The sequence below is a fragment of the Cytobacillus pseudoceanisediminis genome, assembly GCF_023516215.1.
GTDB classification, from domain to species: domain Bacteria; phylum Bacillota; class Bacilli; order Bacillales; family Cytobacillaceae; genus Cytobacillus; species Cytobacillus pseudoceanisediminis.
Window position 1 is genome coordinate 969708 of sequence record NZ_CP097349.1, and the last position, 14375, is coordinate 984082.

Annotated in this window: 12 protein-coding genes and 2 pseudogenes; 11 read left to right on the forward strand and 3 right to left on the reverse strand. The window is 40.7% G+C overall.

Annotated features, from left to right (window positions below; all coding sequences use genetic code 11):
- Positions 1-68 precede the first annotated feature (68 nt).
- The 11 genes and pseudogenes from M5V91_RS05240 to M5V91_RS05290 all read left to right on the forward strand — a co-directional run bounded on the left by M5V91_RS05240 (position 69) and on the right by M5V91_RS05290 (position 11717).
- Complete coding sequence (locus M5V91_RS05240; RefSeq protein ID WP_009333925.1) at positions 69-719, forward strand: hypothetical protein; 651 nt, start codon at positions 69-71, stop codon at positions 717-719.
- Positions 720-958: 239 nt separating this feature from the next.
- The gene (locus M5V91_RS05245; RefSeq protein ID WP_284521836.1) at positions 959-1699 is read left to right on the forward strand and encodes a hypothetical protein; all 741 of its coding nucleotides are present in this window, start codon (positions 959-961) and stop codon (positions 1697-1699) included.
- Between the two features lie 258 nt (positions 1700-1957).
- Positions 1958-2875: a heme o synthase gene (gene cyoE / locus M5V91_RS05250; protein ID WP_009333927.1), complete on the forward strand. Its 918-nt coding sequence runs from the start codon at positions 1958-1960 to the stop codon at positions 2873-2875.
- 315 nt (positions 2876-3190) lie between these two features.
- Positions 3191-3667, forward strand: coding sequence for a hypothetical protein (locus M5V91_RS05255; protein ID WP_071155349.1), 477 nt, complete (start codon positions 3191-3193; stop codon positions 3665-3667).
- A 313-nt stretch (positions 3668-3980) separates the two neighbouring features.
- Positions 3981-4484 carry a DUF2243 domain-containing protein gene (locus M5V91_RS05260; RefSeq protein ID WP_284521837.1) on the forward strand — a complete coding sequence of 168 codons (504 nt, stop codon included), beginning with the start codon at positions 3981-3983 and terminating at the stop codon, positions 4482-4484.
- Positions 4474-5297: pseudogene (locus M5V91_RS05265) on the forward strand (cytochrome c oxidase assembly protein). The gene M5V91_RS05260 and the pseudogene M5V91_RS05265 overlap by 11 nt, the downstream one beginning before the upstream one ends.
- Positions 5298-5558: 261 nt before the next feature.
- The gene (locus M5V91_RS05270; RefSeq protein WP_009333931.1) at positions 5559-6104 is read left to right on the forward strand and encodes a helix-turn-helix domain-containing protein; all 546 of its coding nucleotides are present in this window, start codon (positions 5559-5561) and stop codon (positions 6102-6104) included.
- Positions 6105-6147: 43 nt separating this feature from the next.
- Positions 6148-8191 (forward strand): annotated as a pseudogene (locus M5V91_RS05275) (hydantoinase/oxoprolinase family protein).
- Positions 8192-9940, forward strand: a complete 1749-nt coding sequence (locus M5V91_RS05280; RefSeq protein WP_284521838.1) for a hydantoinase B/oxoprolinase family protein — start codon at positions 8192-8194, stop codon at positions 9938-9940.
- A 1-nt stretch (position 9941) separates the two neighbouring features.
- The gene (locus M5V91_RS05285; RefSeq protein ID WP_009333934.1) at positions 9942-10271 is read left to right on the forward strand and encodes a cupin domain-containing protein; all 330 of its coding nucleotides are present in this window, start codon (positions 9942-9944) and stop codon (positions 10269-10271) included.
- Positions 10272-10367: 96 nt separating this feature from the next.
- Entirely contained in the window at positions 10368-11717 is a 1350-nt protein-coding gene (locus M5V91_RS05290; protein WP_009333935.1) for a purine-cytosine permease family protein, read from the forward strand.
- 62 nt (positions 11718-11779) lie between these two features.
- Here the strand turns inward: M5V91_RS05290 and M5V91_RS05295 are convergent, their stop codons facing one another.
- The 3 genes from M5V91_RS05295 to M5V91_RS05305 form a co-directional block, all read right to left on the reverse strand.
- Positions 11780-12778 (reverse strand): HAAS signaling domain-containing protein, encoded by a 999-nt coding sequence (locus tag M5V91_RS05295; RefSeq protein ID WP_284521839.1) that lies wholly within the window; start codon positions 12776-12778, stop codon positions 11780-11782.
- Positions 12765-13112, reverse strand: coding sequence for a PadR family transcriptional regulator (locus M5V91_RS05300; protein ID WP_009333937.1), 348 nt, complete (start codon positions 13110-13112; stop codon positions 12765-12767). Before M5V91_RS05300 ends, M5V91_RS05295 begins: the two co-directional genes overlap by 14 nt.
- 595 nt (positions 13113-13707) lie before the next feature.
- Positions 13708-14331, reverse strand: a complete 624-nt coding sequence (locus M5V91_RS05305) for a LysE family translocator (protein WP_009333938.1) — start codon at positions 14329-14331, stop codon at positions 13708-13710.
- Positions 14332-14375 lie beyond the last annotated feature (44 nt).

Consider the following 14375-nt stretch of genomic DNA (forward strand, 5'->3'; position numbering starts at 1 on the left):
GGAAGTGAGAAAAAGTGTCGAATTAATGAAAAGTAAAAATTTAACATTGTTAGGGGTCTAAACAGATTATGAAAAGAAATTTGCTGATTATTTTCGCCATTCTCATCACTCTTTTTATTGCAGACAGATTTATAAGGCCAGGAATGGAATCCGCTGGAGTGGGAAAGGTGAAGGAAGAAACCAAGATGAACGGGGAAGAGTTTAAGGTTGAAGATTACGAGAAGATTTATGTAAAGGCAATCAAGAAAGCGGAGAGTTATGAAATAAAGGACAAGGAACTTCTAAGATGGGTGGTAAAAGGAATAGCAAGCAGGGAAATGGATCATAAGCCGGAATTAACGAAAAAGGCACTGATAAAGAATGCCAGGGAAAAGATTCAATTGGAAAATGCCAGTATCGAATATGCCGAAGTAAAATATGACATAAAAGCTGCTGAACAAGAGGTGGAAGCATTGGCACTTGAACAATTAAAAGACCTTTCTTCAGACATTCCATTAGAAGGTTACCTCAAAGCTTTTGCAAAGACTTATAATTTAAGTCCAAAGGAAGTACTGCTGGAGATCGAAAAAAGTTCCCTTATGCTGATGGTTACGAACGAAAAGCTATACCCAAAATTAGTGGAAGCATATAATTCGGAGGACCGTGCTGAAGTAAGCAGGAAATATGGAAGTGAGGTAAAAAGCTTTATGGCGGGTATAGAGCCGGAGATTGATGCATAGTTTTGGATCATTGTGTCCTTAGGATTCCTCACAATTCAATTAAATTTATGAATACTATTCTTCACTGCTTCATCTAAATAATATTTTCCAAAATCAGCACCTGACCTTCTTGTACCGTACAGGACAAAAAGGGCAGGTGTTTTAGTTTTCCTGATCCACCCATTTGAAAATTTAATAGGCCTGCATAATATAATTAAGAACAAAGAGGATAACATCAAATTAAAGGGAGATAATCAAACATGAAAAACCTGACCATTTTCACAGCCTCAGCGACTAGACCTAATCTACTGGTGAATGCTGCAGATGACCGAATTGAACCGCCAGCCGGCTGGAGCATTTCGGCTGAAAATCCAGAAGACATTATTCATGGCTTCTCTCAATTAAAGATAAAGAAAGAATACAAGCTTAGAGGATATCAATATTTCAGCGGAGGAAACGGCAATGGAATTGTCTGGGCGATTCCAGCTTCAGAGGAACTTCCTCATCCTGATTTCTGTGACCGTTTGGATGAAATGTTTCTTGGTCCGCCAAAGCCTGAAATTGCCCTGGCTGATTTTATGGGGGCGATTGAGGGTGACAGATCTCCATTATCTTATCTGCAGGCAGCGATTGCATGGCATGAACTTCATGAATTTGGGGCTATGTGGCATGGCTGTTCCTGGGGACAGGATCGGCTATTGCCGTTTACGGATGATTACAAAGAAGAAATGCTTTCTGAAATAGACGATCCGGATGCAGATTCAAGCATAGAAGATTACTTGAATTTCATTCACCCATGGGATGAACTCAAAGAAATTCCCGCTATTCTGAATCCTCATTTCTTCTATCAAAAAGGAAAACCGACAGTCGTGTTCTATACGATCAACGATATTGGCTATTATAAATTAAGCAGGTATATCCATACCTTTGAAAAGGAGTCTTATATTCAAATGGTACAACGTCAAGAAATTGGAGCTGGAGACGGCGGAATTATTTTTTAGACGGCTTATCCAGTAAAGTGATACAAAGCTGTCACGATTATAAGCCCCTTTACAATGTGAATAATGGTAGAATGGACAAAGAGAACTATGCACCTGAGCAAGGTTCTCTTTTCAATTTGTCATCAGCATTTCAGCACAGTGATTTTTCAGAAATCATTAAGTGGCAACTCCTGTTATAATAAGTGTATACTGTTTATCTAATTAGTATTTTTTTAGATAGAGAAGAGAGATAATCAATAAAAGGGGAATAGATCGATCATGAAAGAGGAAGCAACCCTGAAAATGCAGGGACGGCCTTTATCAAAGATCCTCGCACTGACAGTCAAGACAGGGATTATAAAATCAAACCTGATCCCGATGTTTGCAGGATTAACATTGGCCTTATATACCTATGACTTCGGCCTTTTGGAAAAGCTGCCTGAGATTTTACTTGCCTTTATTGGCTCAAGCCTGGTAATGGGGGCAGCCGGGGCTTTTAATAATTTATATGACCGTGACATCGACTCGATTATGAAGCGGACCCAAAGCAGACCAACTGTCACAGGGGAAATCAAGCCACAACAGGTTTTATGGCTTGGTGCCCTCATGTCTGTTTTTGGTATCCTCGCTCTTGCCTTCACGACTCCTTTGGCGGGCTTCCTTGGGTTTTTGGGGCTGTTTTTTTATGTGGTTCCTTATACGATGTGGAGCAAGAGAAGAACCATTTACAATACGGAAATCGGAAGCATTTCCGGTGCGATGCCTCCGCTCATTGGCTGGGCTGCCATCCATCCGGATATCACGCATCCTGCGATCCTTGGTTTATTTATCATCACTGTCATTTGGCAAATGCCGCACTTCTATGCGATTGCCATTCGGAAGCATGATGAATATAAAGCAGCAAACGTTCCGATGCTGCCCGTTGTAAAAGGGGTCAGAAGAACGTATATCCAGACAAATATTTATTTGATCATTCTGATCGGGATCAGTTTTCTGTTAGGTTCCTTAAGCATTGGCCTTATGCTGGTTGCCCTGCTGCTGGGGATTATTTGGCTGGGCATAAGTGTTTATGGCTATAAGCGTATGGATCCGGAGAAGTGGGCGAAATCCCTGTTTATCTTTTCGCTAGTTCATATGACAGTCCTGTTTTCGACGGTTATTATTTACTCGATTATGGGGATTATTTTTGATTTGTAAAATGGAAACTAATAAGCCCTTCCTGAAAAATTCAGAGGGGCTTATTTTTTTGCTTAAATCTGCTGCTAATAAGTATCTGTGCGCCAGAAACAATAGCGCTGTTGTCCTATCCCTAAGTTACACATATCCATGCTTAGCAGCACTTGCATGTTTAGAAATTCTAAGCTCCTTTTCTATGATTTTTGATCTGAAGGAAGTTCTTTTGGAAACGTCCACTTCAGAAAAAAATTCATTTATTTTTTAAAGGACTTTCTTGGTAATCACGTATATTATCTTTTTAAAAAAGAACCCTAATTAAAAAGAGAGGGTACTAATATGTCATTAAGAAAGCAATGGATACTTAATATTCTAATGGTGCTGCTATCATGGTTGTCATTACCGCTTCTAGGCAGCGGCAATATAAAAAGATTTTTTCCTTCAACACTCCTGATTGGTATTTTAGAGATCCTGCATGCACGAATCGGAAAGAAGAAAAAATACTGGGCTTTTTACAATAAGCCAAAATCTAATCTTTTTGGTGAAATGCCTTTTGATATTGGTCCTTTTATTTTTACCTCAATCTGGACACTAAAGTCAGCATACGGGAACTTTAGGAAATATCTCTTTATCAATGCCATAATACATGCTATCTTTGCATATCCATTTACCTTTTTTGCAAAAAAAGTAAGATACTATACGCTAGTGCGTTTTAATAATTTTCAGTTTTTTCTTTATTTCTTTTTTAAAGCATTTTTATTATATTGGTTTCAATATCTATTTGAAGAAAAAATAATATTTAAGCAGAGGAAGTAAAGAATAACAATTCGAGGATGAAAGATGAAAGGGAGAAATCTTTTATCTGATTAAAAGACGCGTTTATCAAGACACGCGTCTTTTCGTTTGGCCTGATAAAGGAATTGGACTGGAACCGGATAAAGATGATTCAATTAAAAAACGTAAATAAACATGACTGCCTGATAGTTCATCTTAAAATGAGGGTATATAAAACCATACAGATGGCTCATAAAAGGTGATGAGTTCGAGTAATGTATGATCATACTGGTTAGAATGATGGGTGAACAAGAGAAATAATGTATCGTCAGGATACGAATGGAGGAATAAGGTTATGGCTGCTGAACATAATCGTACAGCTAAATCAAACCATCCTGCCAGCTCAGCCCGCAATCTGTGGTCTGGTGTGCTGTTTGGCATTGGGTTTGCTGCCTTTATAGATGAGACAATTTTTCATCAGCTGCTGCGCTGGCATCATTTTTATGACAAATCCACTACGGATATTGGACTTATCTCCGACGGGCTTTTTCATGCTTTCAGCTGGTTTGCGACAATTGGAGGCTTGTTTATTTTTGCCGATCTTCGTCGGCGAAATGCATTGTGCTTCAAGCGGTGGTGGGGCGGGAAGCTGCTGGGTGCTGGCGGTTTCCAGTTATATGATGGTACGATCCAGCACAAATTAATGTTGATACATCAGATTCGCTATGTAGAGAATGTATTTATTTACGATCTTATATGGAATGCAATAGCTGCAGTCATGATCATCATCGGTCTCAGCCTTGTTATTCGTACAAACAGGAAACAGCAACCTGAAAAGGCTGTCCCCCATGAACAATAATCATATGCCTCATACTGGCGGAGCTCCTGCAGCTGATCTAATCTCTCAAATGCTCACTGCATTTCCGTTTGTGCTGGCTTTAATTTTATATATTTTTGCCGTATTCGTCTCCAGCAGGAATCACAAGCCATGGCCGGTATACCGGACTGTTTGCTGGATTTTTGGCGTATTTTTCGCTGGTATAGCTGTAGCAGGCCCACTTGCTGCCCGTGCCCATACAGATTTCTCGGCACATATGTTCAGTCATTTGTTTTTAGGCATGCTTGCACCGTTGCTCATGGCAATTGCATCGCCAATGACGCTTGTGCTGCGAACGCTAAGTGTTCCTCTAGCAAGAAGGCTTTCAAGGGTTCTGAAGAGTAGGATTTCGCGAATCTTAAATCATCCCATTATAGCATCCTTTCTTAATATAGGGGGCTTTGGTTATTATACACGACCTCACTTTACTCGTTTATGCACGAGAGTATTCTTATTCACCTAATTGTTCATTTCCATGTATTCCTGGCAGGTTATTTATTTACAGTATCAATGATTTATTTTGATCCGATCACTCACCGTATTCCTTTTTTGTACCGTGCACTTGTATTCGTTTCTGCTTTGGCAGGGCATGGGATTCTTTCAAAGTACATTTATGCTCATCCGCCTGCTGGTGTAACCGCAGGTCAGGCTGAAATTGGAGGCATGATTATGTATTATGGCGGGGACGCGATTGACATTATTCTCATATTCATCTTTTGCTGGCAATGGTCCAGAGCCAGCAGGCAAATAGAAGATGTATCAGTAAGCCCGGAAACAGAAAGTACTAGAGTGTAATCAATGAGGGTGCTTACCTGATGGGCTTCATCATTAAAGTCAATTTACTCCGGTTTTCATATATGAAAGCCGGATTTTTTTATTTATCAATGCAGGTTTGCAGCTTTAGCTTTTATCAAAGTGTAGGTGGTTATCTTTTATCTATTTTAAATTTTCTTTTAATTTTAAATATTTTATGATATTATACGTTTAATTACAGTATTACTAAAATAAATTACACTATTACTTAATTTTTTCAGTACTGCTTCAAAGGAGATCGAGATGGAAGAAATTTATAAAAAAATAAAAGATTTAAGGCTTCAGAAGGGATATACCCTAAAAGAATTAAGTGAACGTACCGAGTTGTCAATCAGTTTCCTTTCTCAGGTGGAAAGAGGAGCTACTTCATTAGCTATTACTTCTTTAAAGAAAATTGCGGATGCGCTAAATGTCAAAATATCTGAGTTTTTTGAAGATGAAACACCCAATCAGAACTTTATGGTTAAGTCTTGCGAGCACAAGCCATTCAATATTAAGGGATCTGAGTTTACTTATGTAAGGGTGAACGGGGAGTTTTCAGGAAGAAGCCTTGAACCATTATTGGTTACCTTAGCGCCTAATCAAAAACAAACTCAGCAGTATGGCCATGCTGGCGAAGAATTTTACTATGTATTAAAGGGTTTCGTCATTTTCCATGTGGATGGGAAGGAATACATAGTCAGAGAAGGAGATTCCATTCACTTTCCATCAACGTGCCCGCATACGGTAGAGAATCCCATAAATGAAGAGTCAAGATTACTTTGTGTTTTGACGCCAGTTATTTTTTAATTGGCTGATTATAAATATCTTATTCAATGAAAGGTGGAGTATCATGCGTGTAGCTACAGATATTGGCGGGACATTTACTGACCTGGTTTATGTCAATGATGAAGGTGAAATTGGGGTTGCTAAAAGCCATACCACACCTCCCAATTTTGAAAAGGGAGTGATCGATGTTATTGAGAAAAGCGAAATCGATCAGACAGCCATCAAGACTTTTATCCATGGTACCACGGTAATTATCAATGCTCTTACAGAACGCAAAGGGGTCAAGACAGGTTTAATTACAACCAAAGGTTTCCGTGATGTGCTTGAAATTGCAAGAGGAAACCGTCCGGATCTATTTAATGTACGATACGAAAAGCCGGTGCCTTTTGTTGAGCGCTATTTACGCCAGGAAGTAGAGGAGCGCCTGAATTATAAAGGTGAGGTACTTTCTCCGTTAAACAAGGAGCAGTTAACGGCTGTTATTAACTATTTCAAGGAACAAAAAGTAGAAGCTATTGCTGTCGCCTACTTACACTCTTATGTTAATCCAGTTCATGAAATTGAGACAGTGGAATTAATAAAAAAGCTATGGCCAGAAGCAGCCGTTACAGCATCCTATGAAGTGACGAAGGAATGGAGGGAATATGAACGGACCAGTACTACGGTTCTTAATTCATATGTTAAGCCGATTGCGGCTACCTATGTAAACCGTCTGCATAATAAATTAGTAGAAAACAAGACTGACAGCCAGAATTACATTATGCAGTCAAACGGCGGTACAACAACCTTTAATAGTGCAAAACAAACCCCTATTAATATGGTAGAGTCCGGACCTGTAGCCGGGATTTATGGTGCTGCAGTTCTTGGTGAAATCTTGAATGAGAAAAATATCATTGCTTTTGATATTGGCGGGACTACAGCGAAATGTTCTCTGATTAATCAGGGGAGGTAAAGGTTTCAACTGATTATTTTATCGAAAAAAATGAACGAAGTGCTGGTTATCCCATAAAAGTACCCGTTGTTGATATTGTTGAGATTGGAAATGGCGGCGGTTCAATCGCATGGATAGACGGAGCAGGTTCATTAAAGGTGGGTCCGCAATCTGCCGGCGCTTTACCTGGTCCTGTGGCGTATGGTCAAGGTGGAACGGAACCAACAACCACAGATGCAAACTTGATTACTGGCAGGCTTTCTCCAGAAAACTTCGATTATGAAGTAGATTTGGATAAAGTAAAGGCTGCCATTAAAGAGAAGGTTGCCGATCATTTTGAAATGACGGTGGAAGAAGCTGCATTAGGGATTATTCGAATTGCAAACTCCAATATGCTGAATGCTTTAAAGCTTATATCAGTAAGAAAAGGACATAATCCCCGCGAGTTCTCATTGGTCGCTTTTGGAGGCGGAGGATCAATGCATGCACCTGCCTTGGCTAAAGAACTTGGTGTCCAAAAAGTAATCGTACCAGTAGCTTCATCTGTGTTTTCAGCATGGGGAATGCTTATGACCGACTTAAGGCATGACTACATCCAGACATATATTAGAAGAATAAATGAACTTAATTCTATTGAGTTAAACAAAGAATGGAATTCAATTGAAGTACAAGCACTTAAACAATATCAGGAAGAGGGCGTATCGGAAGAAAAGGTGTTATTTACGAGGTTTGCAGATATTCGATATCTTGGGCAGGAGCATACCGTAAAGGTTCCTGTTCCGAACGGGGAATGGTCTGATGAAACCCTTAAAGAAGTGGTAAAGCGCTTTGGTAATCTTCATGAACAGCACTATACTTTTAAGCTTGAAGGAACACCAGCAGAAATTGTTAATCTGCATTTAACAGCTTTTGGGAAGGTACTAAAGCCAAAAATGAAAAAATTAATTCCATAAACAGCAATATTCAGGAAGCTTACAAAGAAACACGGCCGGTCTATTTTGAAGAGGAAGGCTGGGTCGAAACAAAGGTATATTCCCGCAGTTTATTTGGTAAAGGCATGGAGGTTTCCGGGCCAGCCATTGTAGAGGAACAGTCTGCTTCTACGGTTATTTATCCAGGTCAGTCCTTGACTGTAGATGAGTACGGAAATTTAATCATTGAAACAGGGGTGGAATAAATGACGCAAATTGTTCGCAGTAAAGTAGATCCATTTACACTTGAGATTGTGAAAGATTCACTTGTTGCCATTGGCGATGAGATGTTTATTGCACTTGCTAAAACATCAATGAGCCCCATTATTTATGAAGTATTGGATTATGCCAGCGGTCTTACCGATGCAAAAGGGCAGCTGTTGACGCAAGGAAATGGTGTTACAGGATTTATTGGGATGCTTTCAGATATGGTAAAGCAAACACTCAAGAAATTCGGGGATGGAAAGCTAAAAGAGGGCGATATTATCATTATTAATGATTCCTATGGCGGCGGCGGCTCCCATCTTTCCGATGTTGGCCTGGTCATGCCCATATTCTATGAAGGAGAAATTGTTGCTTTCTCTGCCAATAAGGCACACTGGACAGAAGTGGGAGGAAAAGATCCAGGTTCCTTCAGCAACGATGCTACAGATATTTTTCAGGAGGGCTTGCAGTTTCCAAGTGTTAAGCTCTTCAATGAAGGCGAAATCAATCAGGCTATTGTCGATATCATCGAAGCGAATGTTCGATTCCCGGAATTGTCGCTGGGAGATATGTGGGCTCAGGTTGCAGCCCTTAAAACGGGTGAAAAACGTGTTAAGGAATTATGTGATAAGCATGGGAAGCCATTATTTTTATCGTCAGTTGATTATCTCCTCGACCACGGAGAACAGCTTGCACGTCAGGAATTAACCAAACTGCCAAAAGGCACTTTTCATGCTGAAGGGTTTATTGATGATGATGGCTTTGGGAATGGCCCTTTCAAGATCAAAGTTAAAGTAACCATCTCTGATGAAAAATTCGTTGCTGATTTTAGGGGAAGCCACCCTCAAGTTCCAGGACCTGTTAACTGTTCTTATACGGCACTTGTTTCAGCTGTACGGACTATTTTCCTCGCCATTACGAATCCTTCTCAAGATGCGAACGATGGAGTGTTCCGTCCATTGGAGGTTATTACAGATAAGGGCTCAGTTCTTTCAGCAGAACGGCCTGCTCCTGTTTCAATCTATTGGGAAAGCATGCTTGCAGGAGCGGACTTGATATGGAAAGCTCTTGCTCCAGTAATTCCACATAGGCTTAATGCTGGCCACCTGTTATCTGTTTGTTCGGTCGTATTATCAGGATTGCATCAGGATACAGATGAACCATTTTTAATTGTTGAGCCTTCTGTTGGCGGCTGGGGCGCATCTGAAGGTCAGGATGGTGCAAGAGGACAATTCTGCATTGGAGATGGCGAAACGTATAATGTTCCAGTTGAAGTAGCTGAAACAAGGTATGGCATTATGGTTAATGAGTACAGCTTGCATACAGATGGAGCCGGAGCAGGAGAGTATATTGGCGGTTCTGGTGTCATTCGCTCTTATAAAGCCCTAACTGAAAACCAAATGGTTTCTGTAACTTTTGGACGGAATAAATTTGTTCCTTGGGGAATGAATGACGGGAATGACGGATCAGCTAACAGGGTTTATATTGAGAAAGCAAATGGTGATGTCGATGGCCCATTTGGGATCTATCCAAGATACCCCTTGAATAAAGGGGATGTCGTTAAATTGGTGACCGCTACAGGCGGCGGATACGGAGAGCCTTTCAAGCGTCCTGCAGAAAAGGTAGCCAAAGATGTGAAAAATGGCTATATCACTGTGGCGCAGGCAGAAGCTGACTTTGGGGTAAAAGTAAATGAGAAAACATATGAAGTCGAAGGTTTAACAGAAGAACGTCAGAGGAGAGGTGAATAAAGTGGATGTATTAAATATAGCGGATATCCAGATTGATTCGAATGCTGCAGTTCCTCTTAAAACAGTATTCTCACAAAAAGCATTGGCTGGAGACCTGAAAGTTGGTACGGTTGTCATTCCACCAGGAAAGCGAGTCCCTTTAACAGGAGTTTCTAATCATAAAGAAAATGAATATTCGATTATAGTGAAAGGTTCAATTGTAACAGAAACGAAGGGAAGAACCTATCGGGTTTCAAGCGGAGATGCAACCTTTATTCCTGCAGGGCAAGAACATATTGCCTACAATGACAGTAATGAGGATTGTGAAATTGTGTGGGTATTGGTTGGTTAACTACTTTCACTATAAAGACCTTGCAGGGGCAAGGTCTTTATTATAAGAAGATTTTACAGAATATTCCGATATAAAATAAAAAGGAGTTGGACAGGGATGGAGGATGTGTCTTTAAGGAAAACCGGAGGAAAGGATGAAGCTCTTGCTTCAGTACCAATAAATGAAAGGCAGCACTGGGTTTCACCTGCAATCATTTTTGGGGGACTTGAATTTACAATTCCGGTTTTAATGGTAGGTGCAACATTGACAGCAAGCTTTGGTCTCGGGAAGTTGTTCTGGATCTTGGCAGCAGCTTTGTTTATTTTCCAATGGATCGGTAATGCCCTTGCAGGATACATCGGTGCAAAAACTGGCCGGTCATCGTCAGTAATTGCCAGAACAAGCTTTGGTTCAAATCAGGCAAGATTTATTGTAGGCTTGACAATATTTATCGTTTCAATGGGGTGGTGGGCGCTCCAGACAGCTGTTGCAGGAAATGCCATAGCAGCGATGTTTGGAATAGATTATAAGACTGAGTGGTTTATGTGGGCCATTGTTACAATCATTGCCGGCCTTCTATTTGCACTGCCATCCATAATTGGATACTCATCTATGAAGTGGACTGATTATTTAGCGGTACCAGCTGGATTATTATTAATTGCAGGCGGTATTTTCTATGCTTTAAAAAATATCGGCTGGGAAAAGATAGCATCCTGGAACCCTGAACCACAAATGACTTTTCTTGCTGCCGTCAGTTTAGTTATTGGCATAAACGTTTCACAATGGGTGATTGCCTCAGATTATACACGCTATGCAAAGCCTTCTGTAAAAGACAATGTACTTATACCACTGGGGATAATTGCTGTTGGTTTCCCGCTTTTTTATGTTGGCGCCATCATGTCCATTGGGGTTGGCGATGCGGATATTGTAAATGTCATGATGAACTTAGGATTTCCGGTATGGGGGTTCCTTATCTTATGGTTAGCGACTTGGACCAGTCAATTAGTAAATAACTATAGTATGGGTCTGGCGTTGGCAAATATGCTGAACGTTAACTCTAATAAAGGGAGAGCCTTGCTGACTTTGGCTGGTACGATTATTTCCATTGTTATTGCTTTAGCAGGCATACTGGATTATTTTATGGATTTTCTTTATATGACGGCATTAATTTATCCAGCCATAGGCGGTGTAATGATGGCAGATTTCTTTTTTATCAGAAAACAGCAATGGACCGATAATAAAGGATGGAATTGGATGGCGACCATTGCCTTAGCAGTAGGAACTTTCGTTGGCTATTATACTCAATATGTACAATCCTTTGGCCTCCCAGCTGTCCAGTCCATCATTGCTTCTGCACTTGTATATATCATTGCAATGAAAATCAAAGCAAGAGTGGCACCTGATCATTTTACCGTGATTAGCAGCCAGCCAGACTCATATACTTCTGATAATGTTAAAATTCTATAATCTATTCAATAATGCCTGTTCTCTAATTTTTGAGAACAGGCATTATGATTGTGGACTTCACATTATTGAATTCTTGATTTACGTATCCCATCAAAGATACTCATTCCTGCATAAAAGATAAATACCATCATGATGCCGCCAAGCAGCCAGTTTTTAAATTGAGCGGCTGAAATCGAGAATAAATCGCTCATGTAGGCTGTGAATTCAGGCTGGAGCAAATTCGGGTTCAGCAGAATGAAGATGAACACGATGGTGGCGAACAGTTCAAGGACGGTGTTGAAGATCGCCATTCTTTTCGTCCATTGGCCAATGATTAATTTGTAGAGTGCCAATCCCACTTCGAGCGCAATGATTACTACGACGATAGGCCAATACCCGAGCAGAACCTCCTGGTTGACTGCTGCAATTTGGAACTCCAGTCCTTCACCGCCGCCTCTATATACACCCATCAGCCGGTCTGCATAAAAGTAAAGGGTTGCCCAAATGGCAGTCCACATTAAGCTTCCGAAAACCTCAAACTTGGAAATGGCTTTCTTCTTCGGAATATAGGTGATGCTTTTCAAGTCTTCCGGTGTCCATGGTTTTAAGCTTGGAGATAAAGGATGCTGCTCTTTTCCTTTATCCATTCTCTCAATAACGGCGAATACAATCGTCAGCCAGAAAAATACCTGAACGGCCACTTCAATCAGTCTCCAAATCCCATATCCCATGAAACCGAGCACCGCATTAATGATGGTATCATCGCGGTTAAAGTCAAAAATGAACTCGGTAGTAACGGAAATCAATGCAACCGCTGCTGCAATCGGCAGGATCATTTTTAATAATGACACATAAACATCAAAATAGCGCGGCCCGATGAGATGCATCGGCTGATCACGGTAACCGGCGGCTAAAGCTGCGGGGCTTCCCAATTTACCGAGGACATCCTTAACATCCTCCTCATTGTAATCATCCGGAAGCATATCCCCAATCGTTGACTGCAGCTCGAGTGCGATATCCGCACGGCTTTTTTCAGGCAGCCTCCGGGTCACTTCCTGTATATATACCTCAATTAAATTCATCTTCCTCATCCCCTTTCAACAGCCCGTAAAGCTGTTTTGAATTCTTGATCCATTCCTCTCTTAACTGCAGAAAAGTCTCCAGTCCCAGTTCGCTCAAAACATAATACTTGCGTGGCCTGCTCTCGGTATGATCCCAATTGCTTGTCACAAGCTCCTGTTTTTCCAGACGCCGCAGCAATGGATATAACGTGCTCTGATCAATATTTATGCCGGAGTCCTCTAATAATTGAACTAGCGAATACCCATATTGCGGTGTCCGCAGCTGGCTTAGAACCGCCAGCGTCAGTGTTCCTCTCCGAAGTTCTGTTGTTAACGAATTCAGCAGCGTACTCATTCACTCACCTCGCTTGATATACTATATGTCATACACTATATGGTTTATACTATGTATCATACAGTATGGACGTGACAATAATCAACTGCTTCTTTTAAGTTTTTTTATCAGTAAATCTGGTCCTGCTTGGATAAGCAGATGTGCAGGGCAGACACTTACCTTTGTAATTCAGGCTCAGGTAGGTAAATATGTTAGTTATATAGGAGGTGATAGTATGTTTGTTTTAGGAAAATGCTGGTGGTGTGAACCGCTGCCATCAGCTTGTGAGGGATGTGCCGACAGTACATTAAGGAATGAGAGAAAAGGGCAGGAATTTTTGGTTATGCTGAAAGGAAACTGCCGAATTTTTAGCTTTAGGTCCTGGTCAAAGTCCTTAGCCTGCAGAGTTTTCTTTTGTCAGATTTAAAGATGCGCAATTTTTAAGTTCTCCCAGCAGCCAGGAGCAGTTCCTGCAGAAAGAGAATTTATCATCGATTGCCGAAGCACTGCTGCTCCTTCACCATTACCATTGAATTCACCAGGGTATCCTGTGATCTTCCTGTTGTGCTTCAGCGGAAGTAAAAAAACATTGGGGTTATCCAATGTTTTTTACAGTTTAATGCTGTTTATCCAAGGCTAGCTTTAATCCAAATCCAATTAAGACTAGCCCAGTTGCTTTATCCATAACCCTTTGTACTTTCGGGGACATGAGCCATTCCCGCATATAATTTATGAAGTAGACGTATATGAAAAACCAGGAGATGCTCAGCAGTGTGTATATAATTCCCATGATGATCAGCTGATGTGTTGCGTTTTCGCCTGTCTTCACAAATTGCGGCAGAAAGGTTAAGAAAAACATCGCAACCTTGGGATTGAGCACATTTGAAAGGAGTCCTTGTTTAAAGGCAGACTTTTTCATATCGGATTTAACCTCAATTTCTATACCAGTATCATTCTTCTTTTTCATCGAGATGAACGAAGATAACCCGAGATAGATCAAATAGACAGCCCCGGCATATTTTATGATTTCAAATGCAGCAGCAGACTGCATTAAGATGGCTGATAGACCGAAAGCAGCCGCAAAGGTATGCACTAAAGAGCCGGCTGTAATCCCAAGTCCCATTTTATAGCCATCTGCTCTTCCGTCTGCAATCGTCCTTTTTGTAATAAGAGCAGTATCGATCCCTGGACTCATTACCACAAACAATGAAAGAACCAAAAACGTAAAGAAATCATTCATTTTCTTCACTCCTTGCTGATATGTTAAAATATCATTTAACAAAT

Bases quoted from the DNA above. Each gene is read 5' to 3' on its own strand.
- M5V91_RS05240 (WP_009333925.1), top strand. From the start codon at position 69: ATGAAAAGAAATTTGCTGATTATTTTCGCCATTCTCATCACTCTTTTT.
- M5V91_RS05245 (WP_284521836.1), top strand. From the start codon at position 959: ATGAAAAACCTGACCATTTTCACAGCCTCAGCGACTAGACCTAATCTA.
- M5V91_RS05260 (WP_284521837.1), top strand. From the start codon at position 3,981: ATGGCTGCTGAACATAATCGTACAGCTAAATCAAACCATCCTGCCAGC.
- M5V91_RS05300 (WP_009333937.1), bottom strand. From the start codon at position 13,112: ATGAGTACGCTGCTGAATTCGTTAACAACAGAACTTCGGAGAGGAACA.
- M5V91_RS05280 (WP_284521838.1), top strand. From the start codon at position 8,192: ATGACGCAAATTGTTCGCAGTAAAGTAGATCCATTTACACTTGAGATT.
- M5V91_RS05255 (WP_071155349.1), top strand. From the start codon at position 3,191: ATGTCATTAAGAAAGCAATGGATACTTAATATTCTAATGGTGCTGCTA.
- M5V91_RS05290 (WP_009333935.1), top strand. From the start codon at position 10,368: ATGGAGGATGTGTCTTTAAGGAAAACCGGAGGAAAGGATGAAGCTCTT.
- M5V91_RS05305 (WP_009333938.1), bottom strand. From the start codon at position 14,331: ATGAATGATTTCTTTACGTTTTTGGTTCTTTCATTGTTTGTGGTAATG.
- M5V91_RS05295 (WP_284521839.1), bottom strand. From the start codon at position 12,778: ATGAATTTAATTGAGGTATATATACAGGAAGTGACCCGGAGGCTGCCT.
- cyoE (WP_009333927.1), top strand. From the start codon at position 1,958: ATGAAAGAGGAAGCAACCCTGAAAATGCAGGGACGGCCTTTATCAAAG.
- M5V91_RS05270 (WP_009333931.1), top strand. From the start codon at position 5,559: ATGGAAGAAATTTATAAAAAAATAAAAGATTTAAGGCTTCAGAAGGGA.